The sequence below is a fragment of the Pseudomonas sp. CFII64 genome, assembly GCF_000416235.1.
Lineage (GTDB): Bacteria > Pseudomonadota > Gammaproteobacteria > Pseudomonadales > Pseudomonadaceae > Aquipseudomonas.
In genome coordinates this window covers 385,606-403,697 of sequence record NZ_ATLO01000049.1, presented here as the reverse complement: position 1 = coordinate 403,697, position 18,092 = coordinate 385,606, and the positions used below count along the sequence as shown (strand labels likewise).

Sequence of the window (18,092 nt, the reverse complement as noted above, 5' to 3'; positions counted from 1 at the left end):
TCAGACAACCTCCACCGGCGTGCCGCCCATGTTTGAGAGCGCATTGATCACCGACTCAGGCTCAAGCAGGCGCAGGCAATTGTAGTGACCGAAACGGCAGGTGCGGTCAAAACACGGGCTGCATTCGATGCCCAGACGCACGATCTCCACTTCATCGGCCAGCGGCGGCGTGAAGCCTGGCGATGTGGAACCATAGACTGCGACCAACGGACGGTTCAACGCCGCAGCTACATGCATCAGGCCGGAATCGTTGGACACCACGGCATCGGCGCAAGACAGCAAATCAATGGCTTCGGCCAGGGAAGTATCGCCGCTCAGGTTAACGGCTTCTTCGCGCAGGCCGGGAATCAGGCGTTCCAGAATGCTTTCGCCCACCGGATGGTCTTTTTTCGAACCGAACAGCCAGACCTGCCAGCCTTCACGAATCTTCGCTTCCGCGACTTGCGCGTAATGCTCGGCGGGCCAACGCTTGGACTCGCCAAACTCGGCGCCGGGGCACAGGGCCAACACCGGACGATCCAGCGTCAGGCCGAATTTGCTCAAGGCAGCGTCGCGGGTGGCGATGTCGATACGCAGGCTCGGTCGCGGATACGGCTGCGGCAAGTCGGCACCCGGCTCGTACGCCAGGGCCATGAAGCGCTCGATCATCAACGGATAACGTTCTTTATCGAGGGTGCGCACGTCGTTGAGCAGCACGTAGCGGAATTCGCCGCGCCAGCCGGTACGTTTCGGGATGCCGGCAAAAAACGGCACCAGAGCCGACTTGAGCGAGTTGGGCAGCAGGATGGCCTGATCGTATTGGCCCTTCAGGGACCGACCGATGCTGCGCCGCGTGCCCAGTTCAAGCGCGCCGTGACCCAGTGGAAAGCTCAGCGCCGCGCGCACTTCTGGCATGCGCTCAAGAATCGGCCGGCTCCACTCGGGCGCCAACACGTCGATTTCGCATTCGGGATAACGCTGTTTCAGGCACTGGAACAGCGTTTGCGCCATCACCATGTCACCGACCCAGCTAGGCCCAACGATCAGAATTCTCATGCTTCTTCCAAAACGACCAGGGAGGCCGGTCAGACTGCGTGACATTCCCACACAACCTGACGCCTCCCTGTCTTAGCTTTATATAGTTGGAGCGAGGCTCGCTGTAGGACCGGCTTTAGCTTGGAGAGCATTAATGCTCTCACAACTGTAGGACCGGCTTTAGCCGGGAGGGCAATTGACGCTCTCGCTCCTACGGTCGATCCTACAGTCGCACTTACGGACCTAGCTTAACCCAATCCCAACTCACCCCAGATCCGCATCACTTCACGCCGCTCAGGCTCGAACTGATCACCCCGGACCACGCCGGCTTCGTTCTGCAACGCCTGGCGGTGAGCGGCCGAGCGATAGACTTTATACGCCTCCCGCAACAGGTTGGCATCGGTGGCGGGCAGCAGCCCGGCCTCTTCAAGCCCTTCCAGAATCCTGATGTTATCGGTGTAACGCAGCAGTGCCGGATGTTCCCGAGACCACGCCAAGGCCGCGTATTGCACCATAAATTCGATATCGACGATACCTCCGGCGTCCTGCTTGAGATCGAACGGCACAGCGGCCTGAAAGGCATTGGCGCCGGTTCCGGCTGCGCTGATCCGCGTGCCGAGCGTACCGCGCATCTTAGCGCGCATCTCGCTGACCTCCTGGCGCAGCTTGGGCAAGTCGCGTTCGCGGCCCAGCACCGAGGCGCGGACACTTTCGAAGGCTTGCCCGACTTCGCGGCTGCCGACCAACACCCGCGCGCGCACCAGCGCCTGATGTTCCCAGGTCCAGGCTTCGCTTTCCTGATAGCGGGCAAACGCGCCCAGCGAGCTGACCAGAAGACCCGACGCGCCGGACGGCCGCAGGCGCATGTCGACTTCGTAGAGCTGGCCCGAGTTGGTCTGGGTGGTCAGCAAATGAATGATCCGCTGGCCCAGACGCGTAAAGAATTGCGCGCTGTCGATGGGTTTCGCGCCATCGGTTTCGGCTTGTGGATCACCGTCGTGAATGAACACCAGATCCAGGTCAGAACCATGACCCAGCTCGATTCCGCCGACCTTGCCGTAACCGACAATGACAAAGCCGGGATCGCACAAGCTGCCATCCGGACGCGAAGGCGTGCCGTGACGGGCAACCGTGTGCCGCCAGGCCAGGGCCAGCACTTGTTCAAGAATCGCCTCGGCGAGCCAGGTCAGGTAATCGCTGACTTTCATCAACGGCAAGCTGCCGCTGATTTCCGAGGCGGCGACCCGCAAGCGATGCGCCAGCTTGAAGTGACGCAGGGCTTCCATTTGCTGTTCGAGATCATCCTCGGGAATGCGCGTCAGGCGCTCGCGCAATTCGGCCGCCAGCTCCGGCGCCAGCGGCGGGCTGAACAACCGGCCTTCGTTGAGCAGTTCGTCGAGCAACAGCGGAAAACGGGCGATTTGCTCGGCAATCCACGGACTCGCAGCGCACAGTGTCAACAGCCGACGCAGCGCGTCAGGGTTTTCCGTGAGCAGCACCAGATAAGCGGAACGCCGCGCCACGGCTTCGACCAATGGCAGCACACGTTCCAGCACCAGATCCGGATTGTCGTGCTCGACTGCCTGAGCCAGCAAACGGGGAATGAACGCATCGAGTCGCTCACGACCCAGGCGCTGCATGGAGCGCAGCTGCGAGCTGTTGCGCAGGTCGGCCAGATGTTTCAGCGCTTTTCCGGCATCGACGAAACCGCCAGCCAATAGCTGACGACAAGCGGCGTCTTCATCTTGAGATTCTTCCCACAGCGGCAGCCATTCCCCGCCGACAACCACTTCACCTTCGTCCTCTTGCTCATCGTCGGGATCGGAATCCGGGTCGGCGATCACTTGCCGGAAATGCCACGAAACCCGCCAGCGCCAGTACATCAACTGCGCATGAAAGCTCTGCCAGTCAGCGAAACCGAGCATGAACGCGATACGCGCCTGATCCTGCTCGCCATCAGGAAGCATCTGCGTCTGTCGGTCGGCAATCGCCTGGATCGCATGCTCGGTGTAACGCAGGAATTCATAGCCCTCGCGCAGCTCGTCGGTCACCGCCGCCGGCAGATAACCCTGGCCTTCGAGGGTTTTCAATACCTTGAGCAGCGGCCGTTGTTGCAGGCTCAAGTCGCGCCCGCCGTGGATCAGCTGGAACGCCTGGGCAATGAACTCCACTTCGCGGATGCCGCCCGCGCCGAGTTTGATGTTCTCGGCCATGCCTTTGCGGCGCACTTCCTGCTGGATCAGCTGCTTCATGGTGCGCAGCGCTTCGATGGCGGAAAAATCCAGGTAGCGCCGATAGACGAACGGCCGCAGCAGGTCGAGCAATTGCTGGCCCGCTGCCTGATCGCCACCCACTACTCGCGCCTTGATCATGGCGTAGCGTTCCCAGTCGCGACCTTGGTCCTGGTAATACTGTTCCAGCGCATTGAAGCTGAGCACCAGCGCCCCGGATGAACCGTAAGGCCGCAGGCGCATGTCCACGCGAAACACAAAACCGTCGACGGTGATCGGGTCCAGTGCCTTGATCAAGCGCTGGCCCAGGCGAATGAAAAACTCCTGATTATCGAGCGGGCGTTTCACGCCGACCGTTTCACCACCTTCGGGGTAAGCGAAGATCAGATCGATGTCCGAAGACAGGTTCAGCTCCACCGCGCCCAGCTTGCCCATGCCGAGAATGACCATCTGCTGCACTTCGCCGCTGCGCCGCCCGGTGGGCGTGCCGAATTGCTCGCAATGACGCGTGTATAACCAGCGACAGGCCAGGTCAATGCTGGCGTCGGCCATCTCGGAAAGGTCGCGACAGGTTTCCACCAGATCGGCCTGGCGGGTCAGATCACGCCAGATAATCCGCACTTGCTGACGCGTGCGTTGGCGACGTAGATTACGCCCCAGCTCATCTTCGCCAGCGGCTTCGCTCAGCGCTGCGGCAATCTGCCCGCGCAGTTCGCCAGGAACAAAGCTACGCTCCAGTTCGCCGGAGTCAGCCAGGTCCAGCAGCATCTGCGGGTCGCGACAGATTTGCTCGGCAACAAAATCGCTGGCTGCGCAAACCCTATCGAACGCTTCGCGACGCGATTCGGGCCAGGCGGCGAAAGACTCGGCACTGCCTTCGGGCAGCGCTGCTATAGATGTACGAAACGACTGCTGCGCCCGGGTGACTAAAGGCAGCAGGATGGCCGGCAAATCGGCCAGCGAAGGTAGGCTCATGGTCTATCCTTGATCGGCGTGCGTGGGGCTGGGTGCCGGGAGGTCAAGTTCCACGTCACTTGCAGGACTGTCGAACAAAAGTCATAAATTGCTGGAATAGTGATTTTTGTAGCAGCCAGCATCAGTTTTTAGTCCGAAAATATTTGATTACCACCAACGGTAACGATTTATCTCACAACCTGACAGGAGCGTTTTAGACGCTTACCTGTAGTTTTACTACTGCCCTTACAACTCGAAAGGCTGAAATGGTCGACGATTTGTAGTAAAACTACACGCCACCGGAACAATCTCCGGTCATCCAAGAATTTATGTCGTCTGCCCACAAGGCCAGTCGCAAACTCAGGCAACCGATTCTGGAAGCCTTTCCGCCCTGGAGCAAGCCATGCAAGACCTCGATCCCGTCGAAACCCAGGAATGGCTGGACGCCCTGGAATCGGTTCTCGACAAAGAAGGCGAAGACCGTGCTCACTACCTGATGACCCGTATGGGTGAACTCGCTACTCGCAGCGGTTCGCAACTGCCATACGCCATCACCACGCCTTACCGCAACACGATTCCCGTTACCCACGAAGCACGCATGCCTGGCGACCTGTTCATGGAACGCCGCATTCGCTCGCTGGTTCGCTGGAACGCGTTGGCCATGGTTGTGAAAACCAACTTGAATGACCCTGACCTGGGCGGTCACATCTCCAGTTTCGCGTCCAGCGCCACGCTGTATGACATCGGCTTCAACTACTTCTTCCAGGCTCCGACCGACGAACACGGCGGCGACCTGATCTACTTCCAGGGTCACGCATCGCCAGGCGTTTACGCCCGTGCGTTCATGGAAGGCCGGATTACCGAAGAGCAGATGAACAACTTCCGTCAGGAAGTCGATGGCAAAGGCCTGTCGTCTTATCCACACCCGTGGCTGATGAAAGATTTCTGGCAGTTCCCGACCGTTTCCATGGGTCTGGGTCCGATCCAGGCGATTTACCAGGCGCGCTTCATGAAGTACCTGGAACACCGCGGCTACATCCCGGAAGGCAAACAGAAAGTCTGGTGCTTCCTGGGCGACGGCGAAACCGACGAACCAGAATCCCTGGGCGCGATTTCCCTGGCCGGCCGCGAAAAGCTCGACAACCTGATCTTCGTCGTCAACTGCAACCTGCAGCGTCTCGACGGTCCGGTACGCGGCAACGGCAAGATCATCCAGGAACTCGAAGGCGTGTTCCGTGGCGCTCAGTGGAACGTGACCAAAGTGGTCTGGGGCCGTTTCTGGGACCCGCTGCTGGCCAAGGACGTCGACGGTATCCTGCAACGTCGCATGGACGAAGTCATCGACGGCGAGTATCAGAACTACAAAGCCAAAGACGGCGCGTTCGTGCGTGAACACTTCTTCAACTCGCCTGAACTCAAGGCCATGGTTGCTGATCTGTCCGACGACGAAATCTGGAAGCTCAACCGTGGTGGCCACGACCCGTACAAAATGTACGCGGCGTACCACGAAGCCGTTAACCACAAGGGTCAACCGACCGTGGTTCTGGCCAAGACCATCAAAGGTTATGGCACCGGCGCCGGCGAAGCGAAAAACACTGCGCACAACACCAAGAAAGTCGATGTGGACAGCCTCAAAAGCTTCCGCGACCGTTTCGACATTCCGGTCAAAGACGACCAGCTCGACAGCCTGCCGTTCTTCAAACCTGAAGAAGGCAGCGCCGAAGCCCGCTACCTGAGCGAGCGTCGCGCCGCACTGGGCGGTTTCGTGCCGCAGCGTCGCGCCAAGAGCTTCAACCTGCCGACTCCGCCACTGGAAACCCTCAAGGCTATCCTCGACGGTTCCGGCGATCGCGAAATTTCCACCACCATGGCCTTCGTGCGGATCCTTTCGCAACTGGTCAAGGACAAGGAAGTGGGCCCGCGCATCGTGCCGATCATCCCGGACGAAGCCCGTACCTTCGGTATGGAAGGCATGTTCCGCCAACTGGGCATCTACTCTTCCGTCGGCCAGCTCTACGAGCCAGTCGATAAAGAACAAGTGATGTTCTATCGCGAAGACAAGAAAGGCCAGATTCTCGAAGAAGGCATCAACGAAGCAGGCGCCATGTCCTCCTTCATCGCTGCCGGTACTTCGTACAGCAGCCACAACCAGCCGATGATTCCGTTCTACATCTTCTACTCGATGTTCGGTTTCCAGCGGATCGGCGACCTGGCATGGGCCGCTGGCGACAGCCGCACCCGTGGCTTCCTGGTGGGCGGCACCGCCGGCCGGACCACGTTGAACGGCGAAGGCCTGCAGCACGAAGACGGTCACAGCCACATCCTGGCGTCGACCATCCCGAACTGCCGCACTTTCGACCCGACTTACGGCTACGAGCTGGCAGTGATCATCCAGGACGGCATGCGCCGGATGTTCGAAGAACAGCAGGATGTTTTCTACTACCTGACCGTGATGAACGAATCCTACGTCCAGCCAGCCATGCCGGCCGGTGTCGAGGAAGGTATCGTCAAGGGCATGTACCTGCTCGAAGAAGACACCCGGGAAGCGGCGCACCACGTCCAGTTGCTGGGCTCGGGCACCATCCTGCGTGAAGTTCGCGAAGCAGCGAAGATCCTGCGCGAAGAGTTCAATGTTGGCGCTGACGTCTGGAGCGTTACCAGCTTCAACGAACTGCGTCGCGACGGCCTGGCCGTAGAGCGCAGCAATCGTCTGCATCCTGGCCAGAAACCTGCGCTGAGCTATGTGGAAGAATGCCTCAACGGCCGTAAAGGTCCGGTGATCGCGTCGACCGACTACATGAAACTGTTCGCCGACCAGATTCGCCAGTGGGTTCCGACCAAGGAATACAAAGTCCTGGGCACTGACGGTTTCGGCCGCAGCGACAGCCGCAAGAAACTGCGTAACTTCTTCGAAGTCGACCGCCATTTCGTAGTGCTGGCCGCTCTGGAAGCCTTGGCTGACCGTGGCGATATCGAACCTAAAGTGGTGGCTGAAGCCATCGCCAAGTTCGGCATCGATCCTGAGAAACGCAACCCACTGGATTGTTAAGAGTCTGCTTCGAGATCGTATAGCGCGCTGAAAAGGAGCGACAAGGCAGCCGAAGATGCGGAATTTACGAACGGTAAATGAGCATTCGACGCTGTTTTGTCGCAACTGCCAACAGCGCACACGAATGAACAGGTTCTCCGAAGGAGAGACATTGTGAGTGAGCTAATTCGCGTACCCGACATCGGCAACGGTGAAGGTGAAGTTATTGAGTTGATGGTCAAGGTCGGCGACCGCATCGAAGCCGACCAGAGCATCCTGACGCTGGAATCGGACAAGGCGAGCATGGAAATCCCTGCTCCCAAGGCCGGCGTCATCAAGGCCATGAAAGTGAAGCTGGGCGACCGCCTGAAAGAAGGCGACGAACTGTTTGAGCTGGAAGTCGAAGGCGAAGCTGCCGCTGCACCGGCTGAAGCTGCTCCTGCCGCTGCCGCGCCTGCTGAAAAACCCGCCGAAGCCGCTGCTGCTCCGGCACCTGCTGCCGCGCCAGCCGCTGCTGCTGAAACCGTCCAGGACATCCATGTTCCGGATATCGGTTCGTCGGGCAAGGCCAAGATCATCGAACTGATGGTCAAGGTCGGCGACACCATCGCCGCCGATCAATCGCTGATCACCCTGGAATCCGACAAGGCCAGCATGGAGATCCCCTCTCCAGCCGCAGGCGTTGTGGAAGCCATCAGCGTCAAGCTGGACGACGAAGTCGGCACCGGCGACCTGATCCTGAAATTGAAAGTGGCAGGCGCTGCTCCCGCAGCCGCACCTGCTCCAGCTGCGGCCGCGCCTGCCGCCCCGGCCAAGACAGAAGCTGCTGCTCCGGCCGCCGCGCCTGCACCAAAAGCCGAAGCGGCTCCTGCTGCACAAGCACCGGCCAAAGACGGCGCCAAGGTTCACGCCGGTCCAGCGGTTCGCCAGCTGGCTCGCGAGTTCGGCGTCGAGTTGGGCGCAGTCAGCGCTACCGGCCCGCATGGCCGCGTGCTCAAGGAAGACGTGCAGGTTTACGTCAAATCCATGATGCAGAAAGCCAAAGAAGCTCCAGCTGGCGGCGCAAGCGGCGGCATGGGCATCCAGCCGATTCCGGAAGTCGACTTCAGCCGTTTCGGTGAAATCGAAGAAGTGCCGATGACTCGCCTGATGCAACTGGGCGCGACCGGCCTGCATCGCAGCTGGTTGAACATCCCGCACGTCACGCAATTCGATCAGGCCGATATCACTGACCTGGAAGCGTTCCGTGTTGCGCAGAAAGCCGTGGCCGAAAAGGCTGGCGTCAAGCTGACCATCCTGCCGCTGCTGCTCAAGTCCTGCGCCTTCCTGCTCAAGGAACTGCCAGACTTCAACGCCTCGCTGGCCCCAAGCGGCAAAGCGATCATCCGCAAGAAGTACGTGAACATCGGCTTCGCCGTGGACACCCCGGAAGGTCTGCTGGTCCCGGTTATCAAGGACGTCGACAAGAAAAGCCTGCTGGAACTTGCTGCCGAAGCCGCTGTTCTGGCTGAAAAAGCCCGCAGCAAGAAACTCTCGGCGAACGAAATGCAAGGCGCCTGCTTCACGATTTCCAGCCTCGGCCACATTGGCGGCACCGGCTTCACGCCGATCGTCAACGCGCCTGAAGTGGCGATCCTGGGTGTGTCCAAGGCAACCATGCAGCCGGTCTGGGATGGCAAAGCCTTCCAGCCAAAACTGATGCTGCCGCTGTCGTTGTCCTACGATCACCGCGTGATCAACGGCGCCGCAGCTGCACGCTTCACCAAGCGTCTGAGCGATCTGCTGGCCGATATCCGCACGATTCTGTTGTAAGGCACGACCGTAGGACCGGCTTTAGCCGGGAGGGCAATATTCCACGCGACACGTTTGCATGGAATGAACCGGCGCCTTCCGGCTGAAGCCGGTCCTACGGATACGCTTTTCAATCAATTGAATGAGTCAGATCCCAACGTTTGCGCAACAACCTGTTTTTCGAGCTGCCACGCTCGTACCTCAACCCCGCCAACTGGCGGGGCTTTTTTTGCCTACAGCTTTGTAACGATTCCGATAAAAACGATTAAGGATTTGTGTCTCAAACAATACAAATACGTTGATTTAGAACAATCTGACCAGCTGCATTTAAGAAGAGTGTTAATCAGCCGAAACATTTATAGCACTAAGCCATACAGCCGGCTTGTCAGCCCGCGCTGCATGATGCAACCTTGCCATACGCGACAATTTAAAAAGGGCCAGGGTCCGTGCGCGATCAGTATTACGGAAGCGAGTTTCTTCATGAAGAGCCAACCTGATGCTGCCGGTAGATCGGTGGCCGAGGTAGTGACGCAGTTGCCTGTGCCATCGCGGCTCGGAATGCTGCGTTTCGAAAGGCTCAACGAAGCCAATTGGGCGTTGCTGTACCTGGACCCGAACTGCGAAAAACAGCTCGGTCTGGCAGCTATGGATCTCTGCGCCCTGGTGGGATCGCCATACGCCAGCCTGATGGAGCCCGAAGCTCGCTATCAACTGCACGACGCTATTCAACAACAGCTGTCCGACACGCCGCATTATCTGGTGCGCTACACGCTGCACACCTCTCGCGGGCCGTTGGGGCTGATCGAGATCGGCGAAGGCTACAAGCAGCATAATCGCCATTTGTTGCGTGGTTACCTGATGGTGCTGGGCGACGTTTCGCTGGACATCGACACCGTTTCGGCACCCGACCTGGAAACCCAGAATTCCCAGCTGCAAATTGCCTTGCAACTCAATCAGCATGCGCAACAGGAACAACTCGAGCACCTGGAGCGCGTCCGCGCCCAGCAGGGTTTGATCCTGCACCTGGCACGCCACCGTTACAGCTCTGCCAACTCCTTACTGGAAGCGGCGCAGCTGATTACCAAAAGCGCCTGCAAAATCTACGACATCGCTTGCGCGAGCATCTGGAATCTCAACGACAAGTGCCTTGAGCCGATCGCCGAATTCCGCAAGGCCACAGGTGAATACCGCCTGCCGGATGTCATCGATGCCAGCCCGTATCCGAGTTATCTGGAAGCCTTGCATAACAGCCGGGCCATCGACGCCAACGATGTCCAGCACGACCCTCGCACTCGGGAAATGGCGGCCAACCTCAAGCCGCGCGACATCAGCGCCATTCTCGACGCCAGTATTCGCATCGACGGGCAAGTGGTGGGCGTGCTGTGCCTGGAGCAGATCGGCACCCCGCGCCCCTGGCAGTCCGACGAAATCGCCTTTGCCGGGGAGTTGGCCGACCAGTTCGCCCAGGTGATCAACAACCATAACCGGCGCACCGCCACCAGCGCGCTGCATCTGTTCCAGCGTGCGGTCGAGCAAAGCGCCAGTGCGTTCCTGCTGGTCAATTGCGACGGCGTGGTGGAATACGTCAACCCGAGTTTCACGGCCATCACCCAATACACCACTGACGAGGTTCACGGACAGAAACTGTCCGAACTGCCAGCGCTGGAAAACCTCAACGGATTGCTCCAGGACGCCAATTCGGGCCTGGCCAAAAGCAACAGCTGGCAGGGTGAATTCAAGAGCCGACGCAAAAACCTGGAACCGTATTGGGGCCAGCTGTCGATTTCCAAGGTGTACGGCGACGACCGCGAGCTGACGCATTACATCGGCATCTACGAAGACGTCACCCAGAACAAACTGGCCCAACAGCGCATCGAGCGCCTGGCCTATACCGACAACCTGACCAACCTGGGCAACCGCCCGGCGTTCATTCGCAACCTGGACGAACGCTTCGCCCGGGACAGCGACACGCCGATGAGCCTGCTGCTGGTGGACATCGACAACTTCAAACGCATCAACGACAGCCTCGGCCACCAGACCGGCGACAAGTTGCTGATCAGCCTCGCGCGCCGCCTGCGCAACACGCTGAACGCCAGCGACATCCTGGCCCGTTTCGCCAGTAACGAATTTGCCGTACTGCTTGATGATGCGAGCATGGAAGCTGGCCAACTGGTCGCCACTCAAGTCCTGGCGACGCTGGATAAACCCATGTTCGTCGACAATCAGCTGATCAGTGTGACGGGATCGGTTGGCCTGGCCTGCGCGCCGCTGCACGGCCGCGACCCGCAAACCCTGATGAAAAACGCCGGGCTGGCGCTGCACAAGGCCAAGGCCAATGGCAAACATCAGGTTCAGGTCTTCACCGAAGCGTTGAACGCCGAGGCCAGCTACAAACTGTTCGTCGAAAACAACCTGCGCCGCGCTCTGACCCAGAACGAGCTGGAAGTGTTTTACCAACCCAAGCTGTGCCTGAGCAGCGGTCGCCTGCTGGGTATGGAAGCATTGCTGCGCTGGAACCATCCGGAAAAAGGCATGATCCGCCCGGACCAGTTCATCAGCGTTGCCGAAGAAACCGGCCTGATCATCCCGATCGGCAAATGGGTTGCCCGCCAGTCGTGCCGCATGAGCAAAGCCCTGACCGCTGCCGGTTTCGGCAACCTGCAAGTGGCGATCAACGTCTCGCCCAAGCAGTTCGCCGACCCGGAACTGGTCAGCTCGATTGCCGCGATCCTCAAGGAAGAACAGCTCGACGCTTCGTTGCTGGAGCTGGAATTGACCGAAGGCCTGCTGCTGGAGGCCACCGAAGACACCCGCCAACAGCTCGACTCCCTGAAAAAAATGGGTCTGTCGCTGGCCATGGATGACTTCGGCACCGGCTACTCTTCGTTCAGTTACCTGAAGAAATTCCCCATCGATGTGATCAAGATCGACCGCAGCTTCATTCGTGATATTCCGGATGATCAGGACGACATGGAAATCACCTCGGCGGTGATTGCCATGGCTCACAACCTCAAACTGAAAGTTGTCGCCGAAGGCATCGAAACCGCCGCGCAACTGACCTTCCTGCGCCGCCATCGCTGCGACGTGGGCCAAGGCTACCTGTTCGACCGCCCGATTCCCGGCGAAGATCTGATCGCCAAACTGCGCCGCTACCCGCGCGGGCCGCTGGCCTGACAAGCCCTTCCCTGTTCCTGGATGTTTCGGGCACACTAGCAAACCTCAACTGACACGTCACCGCTGCTGTAGGAGCCAACTTGTTGGCGAAGCGGCAGCTCTGACAATGTCTCGCCAACAAGTTGGCTCCTACAGCCTCAGACGTTCAACCATTCATTCGTCCTGACCCACCTTTACGGACCACGCGTCCGTGCCTACCAAGAGGAACAGGTTCATGGCTCTGCGCTCGGAAATTCTTGTGAACAAAAACGTACTCCCAACCGCCGATCAGGCACTGCCTGGCCGTGAAACCCCGATTTCGGTTCCTGAGTTCCACTTCGTCAACGGCAATCCATTGCTGGGGCCGTTTCCGGGCAGCGTGGAATTCGCGATTTTCGGTCTCGGCTGCTTCTGGGGCGCTGAACGGCTGCTGTGGAATCAAGAAGGCGTGTTCAGCACTGCGGTTGGTTACGCGGGCGGCATTACGCCGAACCCGACTTACGAAGAAGTCTGCTCCGGCCTGACCGGGCACAGCGAAGTGGTGCTGGTGGTCTACGAACCGGAAAAAATCAGCTACGAGCAATTGCTCAAAGTGTTCTGGGAAGCGCACAACCCGACTCAGGGCATGCGGCAAGGCAACGACATCGGCACCCAATACCGCTCGGTTATCTACTGCACCAAACCGGACCAACTCGCCGCCGCCAAAGCCAGCGCCGCCGAATTTCAGACCGAACTGACCAACGCCGGCCTGGGTTCGATCACCACCAAAATCGACGAAGCCCCGACCTTCTTCTACGCCGAGGCATACCACCAGCAATACCTGGCGAAAAACCCGGAGGGCTATTGCGGCATTGGTGGCACTGGGGTGTGTTTGCCGCCGAGTCTGGCGAACAATTCGTAAGGGCACCACCACCGCAGGAGCGGCTTCAGCCGCGAGCAGCGTTCACCGCCAGGTTATGTGCTGGCGCGAAAGACGCCCTCCCGGCTAAAGCCGGTCCTACGGATTTCGCCGGATACCACCTCTGCGTAGGAGCGGCTTCAGCCGCGAGCAGCGTTCGCCGCCAGGTTTTGCACGGAGGCAAATGACGCCCTCCCGGCTAAAGCCGGTCCTACGGATTTCGCCAGATGCCACCTCTGCGTAGGAGCGGCTTTAGCCGCGAGCCACGTTCACCGCATGCAGGGTGCCGTCACTCCGCAATCAACCAATCCATCTTCCAGTCGCCCTGGGTCTGCCCGAGTTTTTTGGCCAGATACGGCATCAATTCGCGCAGTTCTTCTTCCAGGCCCCAAGGCGGGTTGGCGATGACCAGGCCTGAGCCGTTGAGGCTCGCGGGCGTGTCCAGCGGGTGTACGTACAACTCAACGCGCAAAAGCTTCGGCGCGCCGGTTTCGGCCAGATCCTGATAGAAGCGCTTGAGCAAACGCTGGTCCTTGATCGGATACCAGATCGTCGCAACGGTCTGGCGCATGCGGCTGATGGTCTCTTTCAAGGCCACGGCACAGCGTTTCATCTCATCAAGTTGCTCGAACGGCGGATCGATCAGCAGCACGGCGCGTTTTTCCGCAACCGGCAGCAAGGCGCGGGGCACATGCCAGCCTTCACCCAGATGCACCGCCACGCGACGGTCGCCGCGCATGTTTTCCTTGAGCAGGCGCCCGTCTTCGGGATGTTTCTCGTTGAGCAGAATACGGTCGCGCTCGCGGGTCGAACGACGGGCGATTTCCGGGGAACCGGGGTAATAACGCAGCTCGCCATTGGGGTTCATGTCGTGCAGCAGCTGCATGTAATCCGCAGCCATTGCAGGCAGATCCGGTGCATCCCACAGGCGGGCGATGCCTTCGAGGTATTCGCCGGTGCGACTGGCCTGATCACCTTTGAGGTCATACAAACCCAGCCCGGCGTGGCTGTCGATATAGGCGAACGGCTGCTCCTTGCGCGCCATCAGGGCGAACAAACGAGTCAGGACAAGGTGTTTGAATACATCGGCGTGGTTGCCGGCGTGGAAGGCGTGACGGTAATTCATGGCAACTCCTGGAAGGCAGCGGAGTTTAGCAAATCGAGGGAGGATTAGCAGATCGCCGCCACGCCGCAGGAGCCAGCCGGTCATTTTTCGGGCAAAAAAATACCCGGTAAAGCCGTCGCAAAAACCGGGGCTGAAGATACTGCGCAGCCAAGAGGGTGACCAAACCATTGACCGCGCATTCAGCCAGGCCAGTTTGCCCTGTCGCCCGCCAGCGGAGTTGCCCGAAAACGACATGCTCGTAGGCGCCCCAGACATCGCTGGCCCCGCCCCTTGCCGACAACCGCGAGCACCACCAGAATCAGACCCTACCTCACAAAAAAGGAGCGCACGGGATGATGCACGCAGACTTGATTGACCAGGAAGACTTGATCAGCCAGCTCAGAGCGATCGGTTTCGAAATGCCTTCCGGCGCGACTGCCGAACAGGCCTGTTCCCAAGCCGTCTGCGGCCTGACCGTCGAACGCGCCACCGCCCTGCGTCGTCTGGTAGAACAAATGCTCACCGGCAGCGCAACGATCTTGCCGGCAGTGCGCCAGGCGATTGATCAACAGTTGCTGCCAGCGCTGGCAGCTTATAAGAAGAATCACGGGTAAATGACTTCTTAGGGTCCGGACTTGTCCGGGAAGGCGTCGGGGCTGAGCAGGAATATCTTCAGCGCCTGCACCGGCCTCTTCGGGGACAAGTCCCCTCCTACCGGATTTTGTATTGCCCGGTAGGACCGGACTTGTCCGGGAAGGCGTCGGGGCTGAGCAGGAATATCTTCCGCGCTTGCGCCTGCCTCTTCGGGGACAAGTCCCCTCCTACCTGATTCTGTGTTGCCCAATCCCTGACCGATCAGGCTTGTTACAACCTCACACTCGCAAACGTCGATTCATTCCTCGCCTGACTCAACGCTGACAGCGGGCCTGACAGCGGGGCCAGGACGAGGGCTTGCGGGATTGGCATCATGGCCACTTGCTGGGTGGTGTTGGAGCCGACGCGTTCGTCGCGTGGCGGGATGCCGAAGTATTCGCGGTAGCACTTGGAGAAGTGCGGCGTGGACACGAAGCCGCAGACCGACGCCACTTCGATGATCGACATCGGCGTTTGCTTGAGCAGTTGCCGGGCGCGGATCAGGCGCAGCTTCAAGTAATAGCGCGATGGCGAGCAATGCAGGTATTTCTGGAACAGCCGCTCCAGTTGACGCCGGGAGACCGCGACGTAAACCGCCAGCTCGTCCAGATCGATAGGCTCTTCGAGGTTGGCTTCCATCAGCGCGACGATTTCCTGCAGTTTCGGCTGATTGGTACCGAGCATGTGCTTGAGCGGCACGCGCTGGTGATCCTGCTCGTTACGAATGCGCTCGTAGACGAACATCTCCGAGATTGCCGCCGACAGTTCACGGCCATGATCGCGGCTGATCAGGTGCAGCATCATGTCCAGTGGCGCGGTGCCGCCGGAGCTGGTGAAGCGGTTGCGGTCCAGGGTGAACAAGCGGGTACTCATCGCCACGCGCGGGAAGGCTTCCTGCATCGAGGCCAGACATTCCCAATGCACGCTGCAATCGAAACCATCGAGCAGGCCAGCACAGGCCAATGCCCAGCTACCGGTGCAGACCGCGCCCAGACGCTTGGACTGCCGCGCCTGGCTTTGCAGCCAGCTCACATGCTCACGGCTCACGGTGCGCTGAATGCCGACGCCGCCGCAGACGATGATGGTGTCCAGCGCTGGTGCCTTGGCCATCGCAGCGTCCGGGGTGATCTGCAGACCATCGCTGGCCCAGACCTGGCCGCCATCGGCCGTCAACGTGGTCCAGCGATACAGCTCGCGGCCAGACAGCTGGTTGGCCATGCGCAGCGGCTCAACCGCTGATGCGAGGGAGATCAGCGTGAAGTTGTCCAGCAGCAGGAAGCCGATGGATTGTGGTGCACGATTCTGGGGTTGGGCCCCGGAGTTGGACGAATTCATCACGGTATCTCCTCACACAAAGCAGTTGTTGGCCCAGGCACAGGCTCTTGTTATTGCCCCATGTTCAGCAGGGCTTTGTAATGACAACGCAAATGCCATGCCTAAAGTTGGATGGCTATTCAATAACCCCTGAAAACGACGTCGTGATGCGTCTATTCAGCAGCGACCTGAGTTGTCGATTCGCGACGCGGGGGATTTACAAGCCTTGCTACCGTTGACCGGGTGAGCAATTCGGTAGCACTTGTGAGAAGACAGAAACGAGCGGCCGGATATGAGTGTCACTCAAAGCACGGGAACATGGCTTAGCGCCATGTTCCCGGGCCTGCGCGCCAAAAGGTGGCGCCAATCGAGCGGGGTGTTCGATAAGCGAGCAGTGACCAGCGTCAGCACTCTTCACCGTGGGAGCGAGCTTGCTCGCGAAGACGTTATCCGAGGTTTGCAGATCGGGGGAGATGCGCCGCTCGCTGCCACACGTTTGATGCCAGACGCCTTGCACATTGAACGGAATACCCAAACGGCCATCCAAAAACTGCGTGCTGCAGCTGCTACGCTGATTGCGATCCGCCGATCAAATCGCATCATCAGGCTTTTTTCCGGTACGACGGCGTCTCACACCGACCCATCCATGCTCACCAACGTCGCGAATGTCGTACAGCGCCTTTGTGCCCTGCTTTATGCCGGTTTTAGCCCTATTCCCGTAGGAAAAGGGCGCTTACAGCGGAGAAAAAATCCATAAGCGACGTCACCGACACTGGATGCGACCCTGTATGTACTGGTTACGACGCCCCCTGTAGGCGTTTGATTTGGGCTGTTACATGATCGGTGTCGACTCGATCGCCAGCCGCAGTGAAAGAGCTTTTGCTTTACGCCTTTTCGTTCAGCCGAAAAAACATAAATCGCGTCAGGCTTGCACAAGCTGATAGCGGGAAGAAAAACCAAAGGAGTCCACCCATGAAAGGTTCAAAATCACTGCTACTGGCTGTCGCGCTGGGATTGCCAATGCTGGCGCAGGCGGCCGAGCCGGCGCAGTGCAATACCGTCAACTTTTCCGATGTCGGCTGGACAGACATCACGGTCACCACCGCTGTGACCAGTGCTGTGCTTGAGTCCCTGGGCTACAAGACCAAAACCACGATGATTTCCGTGCCGGTGACCTACAAGTCCCTGGCCGACGGCAAGAACATGGACGTTTTCCTCGGCAACTGGATGCCGACCATGGAAAACGACATCAAGGCTTATCGTGAAGCCGGCACTGTCGAAACCGTGCGCGCCAATCTGGAAAACGCCAAATACACCCTGGCTGTCCCGCAAGCGCTGTACGACAAAGGCCTGCATGACTTCGCCGATATCGCCAAATTCAAGAAAGAGCTCGACGGCAAGATTTACGGCATCGAGCCAGGCAACGACGGCAACCGCCTGATCCAGAGCATGATCGACAAGGACGCCTTCGGCCTCAAGGCCGCAGGTTTCAAAGTCGTGGAGTCCAGCGAAGCTGGCATGTTGTCGCAAGTTGATCGCGCTTCACGTCGCGGCACCGATGTGGTGTTCCTGGGCTGGGAACCGCATCCGATGAACACCCGTTTCAAAATGCAGTACCTGACTGGCGGTGACGACTTTTTCGGTCCGAACTTCGGCCAGGCCACGATCTACACCAACACCCGCAAAGGCTATGCGCAGGAATGCAGCAACGTGGGCCAGTTGCTGAAAAACCTGTCGTTCACCCTGAACATGGAAAGCTCGCTGATGGGCAAGGTTCTGGATGACAAGATGAAGCCTGACGTAGCCGCCAAGGCATGGCTCAAAGCCAACCCGCAAGTGCTCGACACCTGGCTTGCCGGCGTCACCACTGTTGACGGAAAACCAGGCCTGGAGGCTGCAAAAGCCAAGCTGACGAAGTAATCCGACAGGCAGGCGGGCTTGCCCGCCTGTTGTCCCCATTTCCTCCCGCAA

11 protein-coding genes are annotated in these 18,092 nt (G+C 59.3%); 7 read left to right on the top strand and 4 right to left on the bottom strand.

Annotated elements, in window-relative coordinates:
• Together waaF and glnE are read right to left on the bottom strand one after the other, a co-directional pair.
• Complete coding sequence (gene waaF, locus CFII64_RS24725) at positions 1 to 1,035, bottom strand: lipopolysaccharide heptosyltransferase II (protein ID WP_020293601.1); 1,035 nt, start codon at positions 1,033 to 1,035, stop codon at positions 1 to 3.
• A 227-nt stretch (positions 1,036 to 1,262) separates the two neighbouring features.
• On the bottom strand, positions 1,263 to 4,220 hold the full coding sequence (glnE, locus tag CFII64_RS24720) for a bifunctional [glutamate--ammonia ligase]-adenylyl-L-tyrosine phosphorylase/[glutamate--ammonia-ligase] adenylyltransferase (RefSeq protein WP_020293600.1): 2,958 nt from the start codon (positions 4,218 to 4,220) through the stop codon (positions 1,263 to 1,265).
• 382 nt (positions 4,221 to 4,602) lie between these two features.
• Here glnE and aceE point away from each other — a divergent pair, with 382 nt between their 5' ends.
• The 4 genes from aceE (at position 4,603) to msrA (ending at position 13,072) form a co-directional block, all read left to right on the top strand.
• Positions 4,603 to 7,248 carry a pyruvate dehydrogenase (acetyl-transferring), homodimeric type gene (aceE, locus tag CFII64_RS24715; RefSeq protein WP_020293599.1) on the top strand — a complete coding sequence of 882 codons (2,646 nt, stop codon included), beginning with the start codon at positions 4,603 to 4,605 and terminating at the stop codon, positions 7,246 to 7,248.
• Positions 7,249 to 7,401: 153 nt separating this feature from the next.
• Positions 7,402 to 9,039: a dihydrolipoyllysine-residue acetyltransferase gene (aceF, locus tag CFII64_RS24710; protein ID WP_020293598.1), complete on the top strand. Its 1,638-nt coding sequence runs from the start codon at positions 7,402 to 7,404 to the stop codon at positions 9,037 to 9,039.
• Between the two features lie 459 nt (positions 9,040 to 9,498).
• Positions 9,499 to 12,192, top strand: coding sequence for a bifunctional diguanylate cyclase/phosphodiesterase (locus tag CFII64_RS24705; RefSeq protein ID WP_020293597.1), 2,694 nt, complete (start codon positions 9,499 to 9,501; stop codon positions 12,190 to 12,192).
• Between the two features lie 214 nt (positions 12,193 to 12,406).
• Positions 12,407 to 13,072: a peptide-methionine (S)-S-oxide reductase MsrA gene (gene msrA / locus CFII64_RS24700; protein ID WP_020293596.1), complete on the top strand. Its 666-nt coding sequence runs from the start codon at positions 12,407 to 12,409 to the stop codon at positions 13,070 to 13,072.
• Between the two features lie 286 nt (positions 13,073 to 13,358).
• On the opposite strand, the gene CFII64_RS24695 is transcribed toward msrA, so the two are convergent.
• Positions 13,359 to 14,195, bottom strand: coding sequence for a 23S rRNA (adenine(2030)-N(6))-methyltransferase RlmJ (locus tag CFII64_RS24695; RefSeq protein ID WP_020293595.1), 837 nt, complete (start codon positions 14,193 to 14,195; stop codon positions 13,359 to 13,361).
• Positions 14,196 to 14,527: 332 nt separating this feature from the next.
• Between CFII64_RS24695 and CFII64_RS24690 the strand changes: the two genes are divergently transcribed.
• On the top strand, positions 14,528 to 14,788 hold the full coding sequence (locus CFII64_RS24690) for a hypothetical protein (RefSeq protein ID WP_044901650.1): 261 nt from the start codon (positions 14,528 to 14,530) through the stop codon (positions 14,786 to 14,788).
• A gap of 250 nt (positions 14,789 to 15,038) precedes the next feature.
• On the opposite strand, the gene CFII64_RS24685 is transcribed toward CFII64_RS24690, so the two are convergent.
• Positions 15,039 to 16,142 (bottom strand): GlxA family transcriptional regulator, encoded by a 1,104-nt coding sequence (locus CFII64_RS24685; protein WP_020293594.1) that lies wholly within the window; start codon positions 16,140 to 16,142, stop codon positions 15,039 to 15,041.
• Between the two features lie 271 nt (positions 16,143 to 16,413).
• Between CFII64_RS24685 and CFII64_RS24680 the strand changes: the two genes are divergently transcribed.
• Both CFII64_RS24680 and CFII64_RS24675 read left to right on the top strand, forming a co-directional pair.
• The gene (locus CFII64_RS24680; protein ID WP_020293593.1) at positions 16,414 to 16,878 is read left to right on the top strand and encodes a hypothetical protein; all 465 of its coding nucleotides are present in this window, start codon (positions 16,414 to 16,416) and stop codon (positions 16,876 to 16,878) included.
• Positions 16,879 to 17,093: 215 nt separating this feature from the next.
• On the top strand, positions 17,094 to 18,041 hold the full coding sequence (locus CFII64_RS24675) for a choline ABC transporter substrate-binding protein (protein ID WP_020293592.1): 948 nt from the start codon (positions 17,094 to 17,096) through the stop codon (positions 18,039 to 18,041).
• Positions 18,042 to 18,092: the final 51 nt, after the last annotated feature.